General features: G+C 41.1%; 19 protein-coding genes. 15 read left to right on the top strand and 4 right to left on the bottom strand.

The window, feature by feature from the left end:
• Positions 1 to 215: 215 nt before the first annotated feature.
• The 5 genes from glk to gap all read left to right on the top strand — a co-directional run bounded on the left by glk (position 216) and on the right by gap (position 6,102).
• A complete protein-coding gene (glk, locus tag PSH41_RS04820; RefSeq protein WP_024034046.1) occupies positions 216 to 1,208 on the top strand; it encodes a glucokinase in 993 nt (330 codons plus the stop codon).
• Between the two features lie 34 nt (positions 1,209 to 1,242).
• Entirely contained in the window at positions 1,243 to 2,256 is a 1,014-nt protein-coding gene (locus PSH41_RS04815) for a LacI family DNA-binding transcriptional regulator (RefSeq protein WP_024034047.1), read from the top strand.
• A gap of 325 nt (positions 2,257 to 2,581) precedes the next feature.
• Positions 2,582 to 4,432, top strand: a complete 1,851-nt coding sequence (gene edd, locus PSH41_RS04810) for a phosphogluconate dehydratase (protein WP_029773525.1) — start codon at positions 2,582 to 2,584, stop codon at positions 4,430 to 4,432.
• Positions 4,433 to 4,466: 34 nt separating this feature from the next.
• Positions 4,467 to 5,087, top strand: coding sequence for a bifunctional 4-hydroxy-2-oxoglutarate aldolase/2-dehydro-3-deoxy-phosphogluconate aldolase (eda, locus tag PSH41_RS04805; protein WP_004587806.1), 621 nt, complete (start codon positions 4,467 to 4,469; stop codon positions 5,085 to 5,087).
• Between the two features lie 10 nt (positions 5,088 to 5,097).
• Positions 5,098 to 6,102, top strand: a complete 1,005-nt coding sequence (gap, locus tag PSH41_RS04800; protein ID WP_029773117.1) for a type I glyceraldehyde-3-phosphate dehydrogenase — start codon at positions 5,098 to 5,100, stop codon at positions 6,100 to 6,102.
• A gap of 69 nt (positions 6,103 to 6,171) precedes the next feature.
• On the opposite strand, the gene PSH41_RS04795 is transcribed toward gap, so the two are convergent.
• From PSH41_RS04795 to PSH41_RS04785, 3 genes are all read right to left on the bottom strand, one after another.
• Entirely contained in the window at positions 6,172 to 7,467 is a 1,296-nt protein-coding gene (locus PSH41_RS04795; protein WP_273588174.1) for a leucine-rich repeat-containing protein kinase family protein, read from the bottom strand.
• A gap of 73 nt (positions 7,468 to 7,540) precedes the next feature.
• Positions 7,541 to 8,254, bottom strand: coding sequence for a YebC/PmpR family DNA-binding transcriptional regulator (locus PSH41_RS04790; protein WP_004587809.1), 714 nt, complete (start codon positions 8,252 to 8,254; stop codon positions 7,541 to 7,543).
• 94 nt (positions 8,255 to 8,348) lie between these two features.
• Positions 8,349 to 10,130, bottom strand: a complete 1,782-nt coding sequence (locus tag PSH41_RS04785; protein WP_273588175.1) for an ABCB family ABC transporter ATP-binding protein/permease — start codon at positions 10,128 to 10,130, stop codon at positions 8,349 to 8,351.
• A 98-nt stretch (positions 10,131 to 10,228) separates the two neighbouring features.
• Here PSH41_RS04785 and PSH41_RS04780 point away from each other — a divergent pair, with 98 nt between their 5' ends.
• The 7 genes from PSH41_RS04780 to PSH41_RS04755 all read left to right on the top strand — a co-directional run bounded on the left by PSH41_RS04780 (position 10,229) and on the right by PSH41_RS04755 (position 16,139).
• Positions 10,229 to 10,690, top strand: coding sequence for a hypothetical protein (locus tag PSH41_RS04780; RefSeq protein ID WP_273588176.1), 462 nt, complete (start codon positions 10,229 to 10,231; stop codon positions 10,688 to 10,690).
• A gap of 105 nt (positions 10,691 to 10,795) precedes the next feature.
• Positions 10,796 to 12,634, top strand: a complete 1,839-nt coding sequence (gene secD / locus PSH41_RS04775) for a protein translocase subunit SecD (protein ID WP_273588177.1) — start codon at positions 10,796 to 10,798, stop codon at positions 12,632 to 12,634.
• Positions 12,627 to 13,559 carry a protein translocase subunit SecF gene (gene secF / locus PSH41_RS04770; RefSeq protein ID WP_273588178.1) on the top strand — a complete coding sequence of 311 codons (933 nt, stop codon included), beginning with the start codon at positions 12,627 to 12,629 and terminating at the stop codon, positions 13,557 to 13,559. The genes secD and secF overlap by 8 nt, the downstream gene beginning before the upstream one ends.
• Positions 13,560 to 13,677: 118 nt before the next feature.
• A complete protein-coding gene (locus PSH41_RS04765; RefSeq protein ID WP_273588179.1) occupies positions 13,678 to 14,154 on the top strand; it encodes a GreA/GreB family elongation factor in 477 nt (158 codons plus the stop codon).
• 245 nt (positions 14,155 to 14,399) lie between these two features.
• Positions 14,400 to 15,269, top strand: a complete 870-nt coding sequence (locus PSH41_RS04760; RefSeq protein ID WP_273588180.1) for a DUF2971 domain-containing protein — start codon at positions 14,400 to 14,402, stop codon at positions 15,267 to 15,269.
• Between the two features lie 117 nt (positions 15,270 to 15,386).
• Positions 15,387 to 15,593: a KTSC domain-containing protein gene (locus tag PSH41_RS20115; protein ID WP_369128000.1), complete on the top strand. Its 207-nt coding sequence runs from the start codon at positions 15,387 to 15,389 to the stop codon at positions 15,591 to 15,593.
• 102 nt (positions 15,594 to 15,695) lie between these two features.
• Complete coding sequence (locus PSH41_RS04755) at positions 15,696 to 16,139, top strand: HEPN domain-containing protein (protein WP_273588181.1); 444 nt, start codon at positions 15,696 to 15,698, stop codon at positions 16,137 to 16,139.
• 101 nt (positions 16,140 to 16,240) lie between these two features.
• Here the strand turns inward: PSH41_RS04755 and PSH41_RS04750 are convergent, their stop codons facing one another.
• Complete coding sequence (locus PSH41_RS04750) at positions 16,241 to 16,582, bottom strand: zinc ribbon domain-containing protein YjdM (protein WP_248530934.1); 342 nt, start codon at positions 16,580 to 16,582, stop codon at positions 16,241 to 16,243.
• A gap of 305 nt (positions 16,583 to 16,887) precedes the next feature.
• Here PSH41_RS04750 and PSH41_RS04745 point away from each other — a divergent pair, with 305 nt between their 5' ends.
• The 3 genes from PSH41_RS04745 to PSH41_RS04735 are packed head-to-tail and all read left to right on the top strand — an operon-like array spanning position 16,888 to position 19,926.
• On the top strand, positions 16,888 to 18,282 hold the full coding sequence (locus PSH41_RS04745; RefSeq protein ID WP_064385487.1) for a RimK family protein: 1,395 nt from the start codon (positions 16,888 to 16,890) through the stop codon (positions 18,280 to 18,282).
• 4 nt (positions 18,283 to 18,286) lie between these two features.
• Positions 18,287 to 19,396 (top strand): GNAT family N-acetyltransferase/peptidase C39 family protein, encoded by a 1,110-nt coding sequence (locus PSH41_RS04740; RefSeq protein ID WP_273588182.1) that lies wholly within the window; start codon positions 18,287 to 18,289, stop codon positions 19,394 to 19,396.
• Positions 19,397 to 19,413: 17 nt separating this feature from the next.
• A complete protein-coding gene (locus tag PSH41_RS04735) occupies positions 19,414 to 19,926 on the top strand; it encodes an MgtC/SapB family protein (protein WP_055253305.1) in 513 nt (170 codons plus the stop codon).
• Positions 19,927 to 19,933 lie beyond the last annotated feature (7 nt).

Here is a 19,933-nt window from a genome sequence, read left to right as displayed (position 1 = left end):
CTTTTTGCGATTTATTATTGATCTAATCCTGACACCGGTGTCATAATGCCAATGTTTTATCATTTTGTTGTCAAAACGTATTAGCTGCTATTTTATATAGCAGCCTTTTTTACTGTGATAGCTACTTTGAGGTGATAGCTCAAAGTGTATAAATAACAACGCATAGCCGTTGTAAAATAATAAGCATAAGCCGCTTACACAAAAGAGATAATACCATGAGCCAAAATTCTTCTGCCCAGTTTAACCCTATCTTAGTTGCCGATATTGGTGGCACCAATGCGCGCTTTGCATTAATTACCGACTTTAATGAGCAAACTAACCAATTTGTTATTGAGCATATTAACATATTTCCCAGTGCTAATTTTGGCTCTTTAGAAAGCGCACTTGAACAATACCTAACAACGATTCCCCATGTTACGCCAACTCAGGCATGTTTAGCTGTTGCAGGCCCTATAAAAGCAGGCCAAGTGCATTTAACCAATTTGGGTTGGCATTTTAGTGTTAGTGAATTTAAAGCACATTTTAATCTAACACAATTAGAAGTAATTAATGACTTTGCTGCGTTTGCTTATGCAGCGCCTTATTTAGACTCAACGCAAAATATTACTATTAAGCCCGGTCAAGCCGATGCAAATGCAAATATTGGTGTTATGGGACCAGGTACTGGCTTTGGTGCTGCTTGTTTAGTGCGTACAGCGCAGTCAACTGCAGTATTAAGCTCTGAGGGCGGGCATATGTCGCTTGCTCCTGTAAACGAGCTAGACGCTTTATTAATTAACGAGCTTCGAAAAGAGCACCCTCATGTATCTATAGAGACTGTTTTTTCAGGCCCAGGTATTGCCCATTTATACAAAGCAATGGCAGCCGTGAAAGGGGTTACAGCTAAAAATTTAGATGCGGCACAAATTAGTAGCCTTGCAAACAGTGGCGAGTGTGAAGTGTGTGATGCAACGCTTAATCAGTTTTGTGACTGGATAGGCAGTGTGGCAGGCGATTTAGCGGTAGTATACGGCGCATTAGGTGGCCTATTTATAGGCGGCGGTATTTTACCGCGTATGCAAACGCGATTACTTGAAAGCCGTTTTGTAGAGCGTTTTTCGCAAAAAGGTGTTATGTCGCAATATGCAGGGCAAATTCCAGTTACTTTAGTAACACAAGATAACATACCGCTAATTGGGGCGGGTGCGTGTTTATATAACAGCAAGTAAATTTGCTTAATGGTTGTATTTGGATAATGAACAAATGAAAAAAGTAACCATAAATAGCGTAGCAAGCCATGCAGGCGTTTCTAAAAAAACCGTGTCGCGGGTTTTAAATAATGAGCCTAACGTGAGTGCAGCTACGCGCGAAAAAGTACTTAAAGTATTTAAAGAGCTTGATTACACGCCTAACCCAATAGCACGCGGACTTGCGCAAAATCGCAGCTTTATTATTGGCTGCTTATATGACAACCCCAGTAAAAGTTATATAACACGCGTACAAACGGGTGCGCTTGCTGCCTGTAAAGAAAATAACTACAACTTACTAATACACCCGTGCGAATTACGTGGCGATGATTTAATTAACGATATAGAGCAGTTATTACAAACCTCGCGTTTAGACGGCGTAGTACTTACCCCGCCATTTGGTGATTTTGAAAAACTTGCTAATTTTTTAAAAGCTAAAAAAATACCCTACGCACGGGTTGCATCGGCACTGCTAGAAGATGATTCAATTTCAGTGCGCAGTAATGACGAACAGGGCGCTTATGAAATAACCGAGCACTTAATTTCGCTTGGTCATAAGTCGATTGCTTTTATTAAAGGCCACCCTGATCACAGTGCTACGCAACAGCGCTTTAAAGGTTACAGACGAGCGTTGGCAAGCCACGGTATAGAATTTGACGAGCGCTTAGTAGAAGAGGGTAACTTTAGTTATCACTCAGGTGTAGACAGTGCGCGCAGTATTTTAGATTTATCGCCACGTCCTACCGCGGTATTTGCATCAAACGATTACATGGCGGCGGCGGTATTAAAACTTGCCACACAGCGCCAATTACGCGTACCCGATGATATCTCTATTGCAGGGTTTGATAATGCACCAATTGCACGCCATATATGGCCGGGCTTAACGACTATTGCACAACCTGTAGAAGAAATGACTAAACAAGCTGTTACGCAGCTTATATCGCATATTTCGCAGCCACAAGAGCAGCCGTATCAGGTAACGCTAGAATCACGCTTAATTACCCGCGAGTCTACTGCTGCAATAAAATAACCCCCTTTTTTGTTTTTCACAGTAACCCGAATTTGAGTGACGCTTATTCGGGTTTTTTTTGTGCGGATTTTAGCAAATAAACTAAAATTAGCATGGTCATTAATTGGTCACGTTAAAATTTTACACTATTTTTGTTACTCAGGGTTGACACCGGTGTCAATGCTATGCGTTAATACAGTGACACCGGTGTCAGGGTTGTTGTGAGAGGCTCCCTGGTAGCGTACCTTTGAACGGGTAAATCAAAGATGCTCAGTGCAGTTATTTACGTGGAGTCTGTAATTGCTACTGAGCCTTTTTCCTCTAACTAATAGAGATGAGCTAAATTATGTTGCACCCTCGCATTGAAGAAGTCACCCAACGCGTTATTGAACGCAGTAAACAAACCCGTCAAGATTATTTAGATCGTATTTCGCACGCAAAAAAACAAACAAGAGTCCGTGCCGGGCTAGGCTGCGGAAACATCGCTCACGTTATGGCTGCGTGTAGCAGCGACGACAAAGCGCGCTTAAAGGCTGATGAGCAGCCAAATCTTGCTATTATCAACTCATATAACGATATGCTTTCGGCCCATGTGCCATACAAAGATTTCCCAGATTTAATTAAAGACCTTGCTACTAAGTACGACGCCACTGCCCAAGTTGCAGGCGGTGTACCAGCAATGTGTGATGGCGTTACGCAAGGGCGTGACGGCATGGAATTATCGCTTTTTTCTCGCGACGTAATTGCTATGTCTACTGCGGTATCACTATCGCATGACGTATTTGACGGCGTTTTTTGTTTAGGCGTATGTGACAAAATTGTCCCAGGTTTATTAATTGGTGCCTTATCTTTTGGTCACTTACCGGTATTCTTTTTACCTGCTGGGCCAATGCAATCTGGTATTCCTAACAAAGAAAAAGCACGTATTCGCCAAAAATTTGCACAAGGTTTAGTAAGCCGTGAAGACTTACTTGAAGCTGAAAGCGCCTCGTACCACAGCGCAGGTACATGTACGTTTTACGGTACCGCTAACTCAAACCAAATGTTAATGGAAATAATGGGCTTACACCTTCCAGGTAGCTCGTTTATTAACCCTTACACTGAGCTTCGCGATGGTTTAACAGGTAATGCTGTAGAAACCATGCTTAAGCAGCTTACAGATGATAAAGAAAGCCCGTGTTTAGCAGATGTAATCAGCGAAAAAACCATTATTAATGGTTTAGTTGGCTTGCTATCTACAGGTGGCTCAACTAACCACGCTATTCATATTGTTGCTATCGCAAAAGCGGCGGGTATTCAAGTAACGTGGAAAGACATGTCTGATTTATCAGAAGTTGTACCACTACTTACGCGTATTTACCCTAACGGCTCAGCTGATGTAAACCATTTCCAAGCCGCAGGCGGTATGGGTTTCTTAATGCGTGAATTAGCCGGTGCGGGATACTTGCATACTGATGTTAAAACAATGCTTGGTGAAGGCTTAGCGCCTTACATGATGGAGCCGCGTTTAGATAAAGACGACAGCTTAATTATGAGCAACTCAACAGGCCCTTCAAAAGTGAAATGGGTAGATTGCCCAGAAAACTCACTCGATGAAGAAGTACTGCGTCCAATTAGCAATCCATTTAGCAAGCAAGGTGGCCTACAACTACTTACGGGTAACCTAGGTAAAGCAGTCATTAAAGTGTCTGCTGTAGCCACTGAGCACCAAGTAGTAACAGCCCCAGCTAAAGTATTTAGCTCACAAGGCGAACTGCAAGAGGCATACAGCCGTGGCGAGTTAAACCAAGACTTTATTGCCGTGCTTAAAGAGCAAGGCCCTAAAGCGAAAGGTATGCCAGAGCTGCATAAATTAACGCCAGTAATGGCAACACTTCAAGACGAAGGCTTTAAAGTAGCCATTGTGACTGATGGCCGTATGTCGGGCGCATCAGGTAAAGTGCCTGCTGCTATTCACTTAGCGCCAGAAGCTGTTGAAGGTGGCATTATTGCAAAAATTCTTGAGGGCGATTTAGTAACACTGGATGCGCCAAACGGAATATTAAAAGTACATGTTAGCGACGAAGAGCTTGCTAAGCGTGAACTACAACTTAGCCAACCAAGCTTAACCTTTGGTACCGGCCGAGAGTTATTTACTGGATTTAGAAATATTGTAAGCAGCGCCGATTTAGGTGCGAGTGCTTTTGGACTTGAATAATAATTGCCACACACTGGGTAATGAGGAACAAGTAATGAGTATTGAAAAAATCTTAGCGTCGGCACCTGTGGTGCCAGTGGTTGTAATCGAAAAACTAGAAGATGCAGCACCACTCGCTAGAGCGTTATACAACGGTGGCTTAAAAGCCCTTGAAATTACGCTACGCACGCCTGTTGCAGTGGAAGCTGTAAAACTAATGAAAGCAGAAGTTCCAGAAGCTTACGTTGGTACAGGTACAGTGGTTGATAAAGCTAGCTTTGATGCTTCAGTAGAAGCAGGCGCTGATTTTATGGTAAGCCCAGGTGTAAGTGATGAATTATTAGCATTAGCTAAAGATTCAGACATCCCTTTTTTACCGGGTGCAGCAACTGCAAGCGAAGTAATGCAGTTAGCAAGCCATGGCTTTAAGTACTTAAAATTCTTCCCTGCAGAGGCTGCAGGTGGAACGGCAATGCTTAAGTCGATTGGCGGGCCATTGCCGCACATTACTTTTTGCCCAACCGGTGGTATTAGCCTAGCAACAGCCCCTAATTACTTAGCGCTTAATAACGTTATTTGTGTTGGTGGTACGTGGATGCTAGATAAGCAACTAATTGAAAACAAAGACTGGCAAGCCATTGAAGCGCTTGCTCGACAAGCAAGTGAAGTTAAATAGGAGTCTAAAAATGATTAATGTAGCAATTAATGGCTATGGCCGTATCGGTCGCAACGTATTACGTGCACTTTACGAGTCAGCACAAAACAGTGAAATTAAAATTGTAGCAATTAACGATTTAGCACCGGCTAACGTAAATGCGCATTTAACACAATTTGACTCAGTTCACGGTCAATTTTCTCAAAAAGTAACGTTATCAGATAACACTATGCTGATTGGTGATGACGTAATTACTTTGACTCAAGAGCGTGACCCTGCAAACTTACCGTGGAAAGAGTTAAACGTAGATATCGTTTTAGAATGTACTGGTTTTTTCACTAAGCGTGAAGACGCAGCTAAGCACATTACAGCAGGTGCTAAAAAAGTAATTGTGTCTGCTCCTGGTAAAGATTTAGATGCAACGGTAGTACACGGCGTTAACAGCGATGTAATTAACGCTGATAGCAACATTATCTCTAACGCATCATGTACGACTAACTGTTTAGCGCCAATTGCAAAAGCAATTAACGACACAGTAGGTATTGAGCAAGGTAGCATGACTACAATTCATGCTTATACAAACGATCAAAACTTATCTGACGTTTATCACCCAGATCTATACCGTGCACGTAGTGCAACACAGTCTATGATCCCAACTAAAACAGGTGCTGCTGCAGCTGTTGGCTTAGTACTTCCTGAGCTTGCGGGTAAATTAGACGGTATGTCGGTACGTGTACCTACTATCAATGTTTCTCTAGTTGATTTTACGTTTATTACTAAGCGCGAAACAACAGCTGAAGAAATCAACGAAGTAATGAAAGCCGCAGCAACGGGTTCAATGAAAGAAATTTTAGAGTACAACGAGCTTCCGCTTGTCTCTATTGATTTTAATCACAACCCTGCGTCATCAATTTTTGATGCAACGCAAACTAAAGCTGATGGCAAATTAGTTAAAGTAATGGCTTGGTACGACAACGAGTGGGGTTTCTCAAACCGCATGTTAGACCAAGTTAAAGCATTAGGTCAGTACTTATAATTGACCCTGTAAAAGTTTAGCTTTATCCAACCAAGCCTGCATTATGCAGGCTTTTTTATTTTGATTGATTTATACCCGCTCGTTTAATAAAGCGCTTAGCTCTTTAAAACTAGGCCGCGATGCAATATCCGTATTTATAGCACGCGCTGCTATATCGGACATTTTATTAAACAGTTCGCTTTGCTTATCTGCAGTGCTAACAGTGCTTAGCAAGTCCTCAATTAAGCAACCAAAAGCACGTACTTCTACTAACTGTATTTGCTGTTGCTGATATTCGCTAAGCATGGCTAAATTTGTTGCTGCACCAAAATCACCAAATAAAACATCGTATTGCTCGTTGATCATGGTGTTATGGGCGTAAATATCGCCATGACTTACGTTGTTAGCATGTAAGTGGGCAAGGGTGCTTATCATTTGCTGGGCAACTTTATAAATTGCCTCAGGCGAATAGTGACAGTGTGTATTAAAGGTATCGCGCGTACAGGTTTCTAAACTTGGCGGCAAACCTAAATTAGTAAAGCGTGTATCTATTAGCTCCATAACTAAACCAAGCTGTGTGCTTTGCTCTATGTAGCTTAATACGTTAATTAAGTTTTTATGATAGCCTGCTTGTAAACAGCAGTTTACTTCATCAAGTGGGTAGCCATCGCTTGTTATTGCCCCTTTAAATAATTTTACCGCCACATCGTGCTGTGCTGTTTTAGCTAAATGAATAACGCCCGATGCACCTTGGCCAATTACTTTTTTAAGCTCAAAATTTTCAAGTGGCGTGTTTTGTAAACGACTGTTAGTTAAGCACTGAGCTTTATTAAATGCATTACCCGCAAAGGCAAGCCAAGCAAGTTTGGGGAGTTCTAATAGCCAATTATCAAGTTTTGTTAGGTTATTAGCAGAGAGCCTAACTAGCTCTAAATTAGTACAAGAGGCCATACTCGCGGGTAGTTGTTTTAGGTTATTTCCTGCAAGGGCGAGCTTTTTAAGCTGTGTGTAATTACCAAAGTCACTTGGCAATGCGCTTAATTTGTTATCGGTAAGTATTAACCATTCAATATTTTTAGGTAAGCTGTTTAGTGCAAACTCTGTTATTTGATTGCCTTTAAATGCAACCATAATTAAAGCAGGGCACTTAGCGAGTACTTTAGGTATATGTTTAAATTGGTTAAACGATAAGAACACCCGCTTAAGCTTTGTTAAGCATGCAAACTCATCTGGCAGTGTAGTGAGATTATTGTTTGATAAATCGAGTACTTCTAAGGTATCTGTAAGGGTTAAAATTTCTAAAGGAAACTCAGTTAAGCCTTCTACGAGTTGTAAGCGAGTAACACCATTCAACCTACCAGACTTAAGCTCTGCAAGGGTATTCATAAATTTTCACAAGCCTTTTAAAATAAAAAAGCCAACATCGCTGTTGGCTTAAAGTAAATACGTTTAGTAAAGTTTAAAATTGCGCGTTATGGTAAACGTTTTGCACGTCGTCACAATCTTCAAGCATGGCTAAAAAGCGCTCCATTACTTCTACGTCTTCACCTTCAATAGGGGCTTCAACTTGTGGTACAAACGAGATTAAATCTACGTCAAAATCTGTAATACCCATCTCTTCAAGCGCTGTACGGGTGTTGTTGTATTCTGTATGTGGCGCAAAAACCGTCACTTTACCGTTTTCTACTTCTACATCTGTTACATCAACATCGGCCATCATAAGGGCTTCTAGTACAGCTTCATCGTCATCGCCGTCAAAAACAAAAATAGCGAGGTGATCAAATAAATGTGATACCGAATTTTGTGCGCCTATTTTAGCGTTTGCTTTGGTAAAACAAATACGTACATCAGCAAACGTACGTTTGTTGTTGTCGGTTAAACAGTCAACAATAATCATACAGTTACCAGGGCCGTAACCCTCATAACGTGTGGCTGCGTAATCTTCACCGCCACCGCCTTTGGCTTTGTCTATTGCGCGCTCAATAACGTGTGCGGGTACCTGGTCTTTTTTAGCGCGCTCGATTAAACGGCGCAGCGCAAGGTTACCATCTGGATCTACGCCACCATTTTTAGCGCAAATGTATATTTCTTTACCGTACTTAGAATAAACTTTAGTTTTAGCACCCGCAGTTTTAGCCATTGAATCTTTTTTGTTTTGGTAAGCTCTTCCCATCTGCGTTTCGCCTTAATATATGTAAATTATTGAATAAAATTGCAAGGCCGTATTCTAAAGGTAAAGCCGCAGTATCGCCAGTAAATGGCGTTAATTAATCATCTTGCTGTTGTAATTGCCACATTTGAGCGTATTGACCATTTTGTAATAAAAGCGCTGAATGTGTGCCTTGCTCAACCAGTTCGCCCTTTTTAAATACTAATATGTTATCGGCATCAACTATAGTTGATAGCCGGTGTGCAATCACAATACTGGTGTGGTTTTGAGTTACATCGCGCATTGCCTTTAAAATGGCTTGCTCCGCGTGCGAGTCGAGTGCCGAGGTCGCCTCATCAAAAATTAAAATAGGAGATTGCTTTAAAATTGCACGTGCAATGGCAATACGTTGTTTTTCGCCGCCAGATACTTTTAAACCGCGCTCGCCCACTAACGTTTTATCGCCTTGCGCTAAAGTTGAAATAAAGTCCTTTAAATGGGCCATTTCTATTGCTTTATCTATTTCACTATCGCTTGCTGTGGGTCTGCCATAGGCGATGTTTTCGCGTATGCTGGTGTTAAATAGCACTGTGTCTTGTGGCACTATAGCAATGGCTTTACGCAGGCTATCGAGGGTGACGGAGTCTATAGCTTGGTTATCTATGGTTATACTGCCCGCGCTAATATCGTAAAAGCGGTAAAGTAACCGCGCCAAAGAGCTCTTACCTGCACCACTTGCACCTACAACGGCAACCTTACTGCCTGCTTTAACTTTAAAGCTAATATTACTAAGAATAGGGCGGCTGGCATCGTAACTAAAACTGACATTATTAAAGGCTATATTGCCTTTGCTAACACAAAGGTGTTGAGCATGGGGGCGCTGCGTTACCTGTGGTTTTTTATTAAGTAAGCCCAGCATGTTTTCTAAATCGGTTAGGGCGCGCCTTATTTCTCGATAAACAAATCCTAAAAAGTTAAGCGGTAAAAATAATTGGATCATGTAGGCGTTTATCATTACAAGTTCGCCAATTGTTAGAGCGCCCGTTACCACTTCTTTGGCACCTAACCACATTAGCGCTGTAATAGCGCTTGCAATTATCAACGCTTGGCCTGAATTAAGCGCAAGCAATGACATTCTATTTTTTAAACGGGCGGTTTCCCAATTTGCTAAAAAAGAGTCGTATGTTTTAGCTTCAAATTCTTCGTTATTAAAATATTTTACAGTTTCATAGTTAAGCAGGCTGTCTATGGCGCGCGTGTTACTAAGGTTATCGGCGGCGTTTGCCTCGCGTATAAAACGGTTTCGCCACTGCGTTACTGTTACAGTAAAGGTAATATAAATAGCAACCGCTAATAAAGTTATTAACGCAAACCAAATAGAAAATAGCGAGCCAAAAATAATAGCAACGGTCAGTATTTCAAAAAGGGTGGGGACAATATTAAACATTAAAAAACGCATTAAAAAGCTCAGACCACTAGTACCACGCTCTATATCACGGCTTATTCCACCTGTTTGCCTATCGAGATGAAAAGCAAGCTCTAGCGAGTGTAAATGTTTAAATACTTTTAACCCAATATCGCGCATCGCGTGCTCTGTCACACGAGAGAACACCGCATCTCTTACTTCGCCTAAAAACACGCTGGCAAACCTAAGCCCACCATACAAAAGCAATAGTAATGCAGGGATAACTAAAACTGGATTGATTGATTTATCAACCGAGTCGATAATTTCTTTTAATGCCCAAGGCATTAAAAGAGTCGCGCCTTTAGCTCCTATAAGCGCTAAAAGGGCTAAAAGTACGCGCCCTTTAAATTTAGTAATGTATGGCCACAGCGTTTTAATGCTTTGTTTTAAGGTCATTGCATCGGCGCGTTTTATAGTACTGTGTTTAGAGCGCATTACGGATCTCAGTCAAATAAATACTTAATTAATATGCATTGTATTTTAAATACTTGCCCATATATACTACGCGTCCCTTATTTTAGTTTGACGCAACCATGTTTAACGTTCGTGTGTTTATATCTGCTTTTTTACTGTTTTGTGCGCTTTTTAGTGTTCAAAGTAGTGCGCAGTGCGCGACACATAAATTAAACACTGTAACCACCTCATTGAGTGTGTTTGCTGATAGCGTTGAGTTAGCTAAAACGCTGCCTATATCAAAATCGGTAAAGGGAAATGAGCACAAAAAAACTCATCAAACAGGGTTTGACGCTCATCAACCTAGGTTAACGGCTAGTAATTCTTCGTTATTTTTACATGTCGCGCAAAGTGAGCCTGAATACGACGTTGTATTTGAATTTTTTGCACACACCCTTTTTAGAGAAATATACCTAAGCCCCAACGCGTTTATTGGCCAACGGCCATGGTATACACTTGTAACGCATAGCAAAAAGTCGCGACTCAGCGGCTGGAAAGACGCTAATTTGCTCTATACCGCTGCAAGCACCTATCACGCTTAATTTTCTTATTTAATTTTTATTAGGTTTTAACGTTTTACGTTTAGGCCTTGAGATTAATTGTGCTTTTAAAAAGTACGTTACCGGTTCTGGTAATAAGGAAACACCATGTTAAGTGTAAAAAAAGATCACAAGCCGTTTATGGCTAAATTTAAATTAAGCTATATAGCCATGCTTATTGTGCTGGTTTTATTAGCCATTAGCGCATTACCCAACTTATACCCTAATAAATCGTGGTTACATGTAAGCAATGCACCTCATAGCGAAACACAAGCTGTGCCAAGCACTAATGCATTAGTAACTTTTTTAAATAACCAAGGTTTAAAAGTTGAGCAAGGGCTAAATAATCAAACATCTATAAATATTTTGTTAAACGAGCCAACTAAAAGCGCACAAGCGCAAGCGGCTATAAAGGCGCAGTATCCAAACACGCAAGTTAAAATTGTAGAACATGCAACGAGCCCACTTTGGCTGCAAGAGTTTGGTTTATCGCCAATCAAATTGGGACTAGATTTAAACGGCGGTGTGTTATTTGTACTCGACGTAGATTTAGATAAAGCAATTGATGAGCAATTAGTCAGTGCGTATCAACAAGCAAAATCAATTATTATTAAGCAAAAAGCGCACGGCCTTAAAGTGCTGCAAACAGGGCACGGCTTTGAAATAAATGCACACCCAAATGGAGCGAAAAAGCTTACCCCGGTAATCAATGAGCTACAAAGTCGCTTTGCTAATTTAGCAGTTTCAACAACCAGTAATGGTGATATTAAAAATGCAAAATTCACCTATTCAGAGCAAGGGCGAAGCAACTTTGATAAAGAAGTTATGAGCCAAACGCTCACAACGCTTCGCTCACGCATAGAAGAATTAGGCATTACCGAAGCCGTTACTCAGCGCCAAGGTAAAAACCGTATACGCATAGAGCTACCTGGCGTGCAAGACCCCACAGAGGCAAAGCGCATTATAGGCGCAACTGCATCACTTGGGTTTTATCAGTTAAAAGAAATCGGTGGGCAAACATTTGATATGCAATCGGGCGGGACCATCAAACTTGACCCAGTGCCAATTTTTACCGGTGAGCATATTAATAACGCCACCATAGGGCGTGATGACTGGGGTAAACCCCTTGTGCAACTTAGCCTTGATGGGCAAGGCGGCGATGCCATGTCAGCGTTTTCAAAAGCAAATATTGGTAAGCCTATGGCCACGGTTTACTCTGAGTACTCTCAAAACGCTAAAGGTGAAACGGTTAAAAAAAGCGAAGTTATAAATGTAGCGAATATTGCGCAGCATTTAAGTTCACGTTTTAGTATTACTAATATGAAAAGCCAACAAGCAGCGGCCGATTTAGCACTATTATTACGCGCAGGCTCGCTAACTGCACCGGTTACTATTGTGCACGAGCAAACAATTGGCCCAAGCCTAGGTCAAGAAAATATAACTAACGGCTTGGCCGCATTGATGCTGGGCATGGGTATTACACTTGCCTTTATGGCAATGTGGTATCGCCGTTTAGGGCTTATTGCAAACGTAGCGCTGTTATTAAATTTAACGTCGCTTGTGGGGCTAATGTCGTTATTACCAGGGGTTGTGTTAACACTTCCGGGCATTGCCGGGCTGGTACTCACCATTGGTATGGCGGTAGATACCAACGTTATTATATTTGAGCGAATAAAAGAAGAGCGTAGAAAAGGGCGCTCTGCTTATCAAGCTATTCAAGAAGGTTACAAGCAAGCCGCTAACACCATATTTGATGCCAATATAACCACCATGATCACCGCGCTTATATTATATGGAATAGGTTACGGCCCGGTTAAAGGTTTTGCCATAACATTGGCACTTGGCTTAATAACCTCGGTATTTACTGGCGTGTACGTATCAAAAGTACTAAGCCAAACGGTATATTTAAAAATGGCTAAAAAAGCAGGAGTAAATGCACATGCTTAACACTTTTTTAAAGGGCGATGCGGGTACACGTCTGCGTTTTTCGGGCATGCTTTTGAGCGCCATACTAGTACTGCTATCGGTATTTACGCTTAGTCAAAAAGGGCTTAATTTTGGGCTCGACTTTACCGGTGGTTACCTAACAGAATTTACCACCAGCCAAGGTGTTGAGCTAAAACAACTTGAGCAATTTATTACTAAAAATCACAATGGCGAGTTTGAACTAACCGCACAAGGTAATAATCACTTTCAACTACGCGAAGCGCCCAGCGGTTCAACAGCAAATAGTAGTGATTGGCAAAGCGCCATTACACAAAATGCCGATATTAACGCCGAGGTTTTATCATCAGCGTATATTGGCTCGCAAGTGGGTGATGAACTGTTTGAACAAGGTTGTTTAGCGCTATTTTCAGCCATGGTTGCAGTAATGCTTTATTTAGCGGTGCGGTTTGAATGGCGTTTAGCTGCTGGCTCTGTGGTTGCGCTAGTGCATGATTTATTACTGGTACTGGGGCTATTTTCGCTATTAAGTATCGAGTTTAATTTAACCGTACTTGCCAGTTTGCTTGCCATTATAGGTTATTCACTTAACGACTCTATAATAGTAGGCGATAGAGTACGCGAGCTTTTACGTGTTAAATCTAATAATGCGCTTAGCCTCGCAAGTATTATTAACAACGCCATAAAAAGCACCTTAACACGTACGCTTATTACATCGGGCACCACGCTTGCTACAGTTGCAAGTGTTTGGCTTCTCGCGGGCGCGCCATTACAAGGCTTTGCCATCGCGCTATTTACCGGTATTGTAGTAGGTACGTTCTCATCTATTTGTATTGCCGCCACGTTACCCGAGCTATTAGGGTTAAGTGCTGAAAATTACGAAGAAAAACAAGATGCAGAAACGCAAGCGTTGCTCGATATGCCCTAGCAATAAATGCTTTTAAAAATCTGCATTAAAACACAGGCGCTTAAAATAATGGTTTTAAGCGCCTTATAACGGTAAAATTAACCACATAGTTTACAGCATTGGTTTTTAGCGCTCCCTCATGAACAAAGCCCACGTAATTGAACACCTTAAATTTGCACTCGAAGCACAATTAAACAGTGCAAAACAAGCAGCAAAAGCCGCGCACGACGCCGCCACTCACGAAGAAAGCGTTGCAGAAACGCAGTACGATACCCTAGGACTCGAGGCCGCTTATTTAGCACAAGGCCAAGCCGAGCGTGTAAACGATTGCTACAAAAGCATTAAACAATTTGAAGCCATTTTTAAAGAGCCCACTCACAATAAAGTGATTATAAGCTCACTCGTTTGCCTAGAAGATGAAAACGCCCTACAAAAATGGTTTTATTTAGGCCCAGCCGCAGGCGGGTTAACGGTTGAAGTTAAAAGGCTAACTATTCAAGTTGTTACCCCCGAAGCACCACTGGGTAAACAACTTTTAGGCAAACAGCTTGATGATGAAGTAAGCCTAACCATTGCTGGCAAAAACCACGAATACGAGGTAGTAGAAATTTTATAAAACACTAGTTTTATATGTAGGTCGGATAAGCGAAGCGCCATCCGACAAAGGTAATTTTGTTTAATAACACTATTAAAAGTCGTTTTGGTGCAAAACCTCAGAACCAATTCTAATACACAAGCTAATTACCTGTTTACATTAAAGTTATTAAGTGGAATTATTGAGGTAAGTAATATACGCCGTTTTGGGGTGCTATAAATCATTAAAATGGTGTTCAATAAGCGGTTAACTTTACAGGAGGTTCAATGCTGTATCACTACACTAGCCTTGAAGGATTGCTTGGAGTTATTAATAGTAAAAGTATTTGGGCTAGTCACTGTAAGTACTTAAACGACTCATTAGAGTATATACATGCTCTTGAATTTCCGATTAATGTATCAACTAACATTTATATGGAAGATGACTATTTATCTCCATTCGGATTCTCTATTCGTAAAGCCTTAGATGAAATGACACATAATGATGTTTATGTGTCATCTTTTAGTGAAAAGTCTGATTTATTAAGCCAGTGGCGTGGCTATTGCCCACCAGGCCGAGGGGTTTGTATTGGCTTCAAGCGTGACATTTTAGAAGATTTTTGCCGTACCAAGAATCTATATTTAAGTAAGTGTATTTACAGCGAAGAAGAGCAAAAGAAAGAGGTATTACAACTATTAAACCGATGCAAAAATGAATTTCCTATGCCATCGGTCACTCGAAGTGATTATGATAAATTTGAAACTAAATCTAGAGTAAATCATGAGTTGAATTATCATCAGTACGTGACAAAAGGTGAAAGAAAGGTACAAGCAGACTTAGCCTTAAAGAACCTTTGTGATGGGCTTACCAAACTAGCACCTAGATTTAAAAATAATGGATTTCATGAGGAATCTGAGTGGAGAATTATTTCCGAAAATCCAGACGATGGGGTTTTATTTAGGGTAGGCGGGAGCCATCTGATCCCTTACCTAAGTTTACCCATTTTAACATTCTCTAAGGATGCTATTGCAGAGGTGATTATTGGTCCAAATCCAAGCGCACACAGTTGTGTTAGCTCGATTTCGATGCTTCTGGAGTCCAATGGATTTAAGGGGGTGAACATTAAGCATTCAAAAATTCCTTTTAAGAGTTGGTAAAGTTAACCAAGTCGTAAACTCGGACAGATAACCGTTGGCTTTTTGTTCGTGCTTCACTTACTTTAGCCAACTGCAATTTGCCGCTTAAAACGGCGTTAAAAGTCCAAAGGAGTGAACATGATCAATTGGATAAATGTAAGGTCATCAGCCATAAGAAAGATTGGCTATGACGCATCCATAAGTCGAATGTACATCGATTTTGAAGATAGTGATCCGTATTACAATTACTGTCGTGTGCCTGAGCATGTGTTTCAAGAATTCATAAATGCAAATTCAGTAGGCCGTTATTATCATGCTTATATCAAAGACAAATATGATTGCTAGCATAATTCAACTCTTAACAAATCTAAGGCGCAACACCATTTCGTAGCACGACGTGCTAACGAGTGTTTGCTGCTTGAAGCGATAGGCATACATGGAGTCTAGGTGAAATCTATAGAGTGGTTAGAACGTGGGTTAAATCAAAACGACCCTATCGATTGCTTAAGTAATTGCTGGATGGGATTCAATAGCCTTTATAGTAATTCGAGTTCAAAAACAGAAGTTGATTCTATTAAGAGTTTTATTGATACGAATGTAGATCTCAAAGTAGCTCAAGAGTTACTTGACATTCATCAAATAGAAATAACATATTTTATGACTCGCCCTGTAATAGATATGCGGGGTAACGGCAAAAGTAGCCAAACAGACATTGATATTTTTAATTCTACTGATTGCGCTGTCTCTAAATTAAAATCAATTTTAATGGTTATCTATCAAGTTCGATGCAACTTAATGCATGGTCAAAAATCACCATCCAGAGATCGAGATGTCGATTTGTGTAAACACTCATGGCCATTTGTTGCAGAGTTAGTCGATAGGTATTCCTAGCAACACGCCCTGAGGTGGACTGCAGGGGAGGTAATAGCAGTTATGATGATACCTATCTATAAATTAATTGTCGGATGGCATGGCTTCGCCATTTATCCGACCTACGAATTAGCCTTTTTCACAAACTTTGCTGTTACCATCATTTCGCCAATACCATCTACTTTGCAATCTAGCTCGTGATCTTTTTTATCAAGCACACGCCTTACGACTGCTTTTGTGCCAATTTTAATAACTTGTGAGCTGCCTTTAATTTTTAAATCTTTGGCTACGGTTACTTTATCGCCATCACTTAGCATAGTGCCATTGGCATCTTTAACTAAAATTGCGTCTTCATTGTTTGTACTGTTTGGGTTCCATTCGTAGGCGCATTCAGGGCATATAAGCAGTTGCTGGTCTTCGTAAACATATTCAGATTTGCACTGTGGGCAGGCAGGATGTGACATTTATAACGCTCATAAAGTAGTAATTTTGCGTATTTTAATCTGCATTAATAGGAAAATATAGTTAATCAATATTTTTTATCTTCACGCTAAAAATATCTCGTTTGTGTGGTTTTTAAAAAGGGCATATAAAGCAGATGTCGCTTAAGCAATTTAAGCGCTAACACTTACAGTAGGTATTTGTTAAAGCACCCATCGTATTAAGTGATACGCGCAATGCCCACTTAGTACGATGGGTGTTTCTATTTATAGTGCTGAGTATTTTATTAGGCATGCTTTTTATATTTCTGACTTAACTAGGAAAAGTCGTGTTTAAAACCTTAATAGTGGTTGATAACAACGAGCAAACACTTGCTCAATCGTTCGACAATGTGATTTCGTTTAATAGTTACTTACGTGATTACCCAAAACATAATGAACCTAAAACCCGCATTATTAATTTATGCGACTCAAGCCAATACTTGAGTAAGGGTTACTATTGCTCTTTGCTTGCAGAGGCCCGCAAACACCAGGTGTTACCCAGTGTTAAAACAATAAACGCGCTTCGAAGCGGTCAAGCTCCTATGTTAAATATTGGCTCGATTGATGGCGAAATTTACTTTGGTAATGCCTTAAACGAGCTACAAAGCAAAGCGGCTAAATCGGTATTTAAGCAATACCCAGCGCCTATTTTATATGTAGATGAACAAGGCTTGTTACAGCAAGGTTCGCTTAGCACTTTAAACGATGAGCAATACAGCAATTTTGTAGCAAAACTAAATACGTTTACTCAAACCCAATGGCGCATTGGTACTGTGCAGCGCCGTTTTAGATGGGACATGGCAATCCTTGTTGATCATAACGAAAAAGTACCACCGAGCGATAAAGACGCCATAGCCCGCTTTATAAAAGCAGCGGCTAAGCATGGTATTAATGCTCAAGCATTAAGCTTTGAAGAAATAGACAACATTGCCCAGTTTGATGCGTTATTTATTCGCCAAACTACAGCGATTGACCACCCAACGTATCGCCTTGCAAGTAAAGCGCAAAGCCTTGGTTTAGTGGTTATTGACGATGCTGAGTCTATTTTACGTTGTTGTAATAAAGTGTATTTACACGATGCGTTTAATTATCAAAAAGTGCCGAGCTTAAAAACGGTGGTAGTGGCTGATCAATCAGCGCAAACGTTTGAGCAACTAGAAGAGGCGTTTACCTATCCGCTGGTTTTAAAAATGCCTGAAGGGTCGTTCTCAAAAGGGGTGTTTAAAGTTGCAAACCGCAGTGAGCTTGAAGCTAAACTAACCGAGTTGTTTGAATATAGCGCATTGGTACTTGCACAAGAATACATGTACACAGAATACGATTGGCGAGTAGGGGTATTAAATGGCCGCGCTATTTATGCGTGCCGCTACTTAATGGCGCGTAATCATTGGCAAATTTATAATCACGATGCTAAACGGTTTTTCTCTGGTGGCTTTGAAACGCTACCTACCTTTGAGTTACCAAAAGCCGTGTTAGATGCCGCTTTAAAAGCATGTAAAACTGTGGGCAAAGGCTTATATGGCGTAGATGTTAAAGAGCATCAGGGCAAAGCATATGTGCTTGAAGTAAATGACAATCCAAGTATTGATCACAAAGTAGAAGATGGCTATTTAGGCGACGAGCTATACATGATCATTATGGACGAATTTAAACAACGTTTAGAAGCGCGAGGCCGTGGGTAATAACATGCGTAACCTTGTTATTCGACAGGCACTTAGCAGTGATTTAAACGCATTGATTGACGTTGAAAATACTTGCTTTAATAACGATAAATTGAGCCCGCGTAGCTTAAAGCGCTGGTTAAATGCTAAGCACGGTATTTTGCTCGTTGCCGATAATGGCGAGCAAGTATGCGGCTATGGGCTGGTGTGGTGCCATAAAGGCACGCGTTTGGCGCGTTTATATTCGCTTGCTGTAAAACCAATAATGCAAGGTAAAGGCATTGCCAAAATGCTATTAGCTGAGCTTGAGAAACAAACCAGCGAGCGTGGGCGACTTTACTTACGTTTAGAAGTGGCGGTAAATAACGAAAGTGCGATAGGGCTCTACAAAAGCTTGGGTTACAGAGTGTTTGGTCTATATAGTGATTATTATGACGATCATAGTGATGCACTGCGAATGCAAAAAAATATTCGCCAAACGAGTGAGCTAAAAGTAGCGCGGTTAACGCCGTGGTACCAACAAACTACCGAGTTTACCTGTGGGCCTGCGGCGTTATTAATGGCGATGGGGGCACTTAAGCCAACAACTAAGCTAAGCCAAACACATGAGTTGGCACTTTGGCGCGAAGGCACCACCATTTTTATGACATCGGGCCACGGTGGTTGCCATCCATTTGGTTTAGCGCTGGCGGCTAATAAACGCGGCTTTAAAAGCGAGGTAATGGTAAATACCACAGAGCCGTTGTTTTTAGATGGCGTACGTAATGAAAATAAAAAAGTGGTGCTTTCAACAGTACACCAACAATTTGTAGAGGGTATAGCGCAGGCAAATATACCACTTAGCTATAAAGATGTAGAGCTTGAGCATATTGAACAGTGGTTAAGCCAAGGCTTTAGTGTGCTGTTACTAATTAGCACATACCGGTTTGATGGTAAAAAATCACCTCATTGGGTGTGCGTTACCCACCTTGATGAGCACTGCGTGTATGTTCATGACCCGTTTTGCGAACCAGGAAGCGATAAACAACTCGCTATAGATTGCCAGTACGTGCCTATAGCGCGCAGTGATTTTAGTAAAATGTCAGCATTTGGTGGCCAACGGCTAAGAACCGCGGTGGCCATTGCTAATAATTAATAGGTTTTAAGTAAAGAGTGACTTTTTTAGATTTAATTGATGTAGCCCCTTATTCGTGGGCGGCCATTGGTACCGCCGCTTTTTGCGGTGCCATAATTGGCTTAGAACGGCAATTGCGCGGTAAACCTGTGGGTATTCGTACCTCAGCTTTAATAACGCTGGGCACGTATTTGTTTTTATCAACCGCGTTTAACTTACAAGGCGATGTAATTGATCATTCGCGTGTAGTGGGGCAAATAATTACAGGTATTGGCTTTTTAGGTGCAGGTGTCATGCTTGCAAAAGACGGCGCTGTAGTAGGGGTTACCTCAGCTGCAACCATTTGGGTGCTTGCCTCAATTGGCGTAATGATAGCCACCGACAATTTAGGTGCAGCTATTAAACTTTCGGTGCTGGTGGTTGGTATTTTATACGGTGTAGATGTACTGGAGGCAAAATTTAAAAGCTTAAGCAAAGGCGTGCACACTAAAGTAAAAAATTATCAAAAGCGCTACTACCGAAAAGACTTTAACGACACAGAAAGCCACTGATTTAACG

This window comes from Pseudoalteromonas sp. CST2 (assembly GCF_028599385.1).
Classification (GTDB): domain Bacteria; phylum Pseudomonadota; class Gammaproteobacteria; order Enterobacterales; family Alteromonadaceae; genus Pseudoalteromonas; species Pseudoalteromonas atlantica.
Note: the sequence above shows the minus strand (reverse complement) of the source record. Positions and strands in the feature narration are given on the sequence as shown.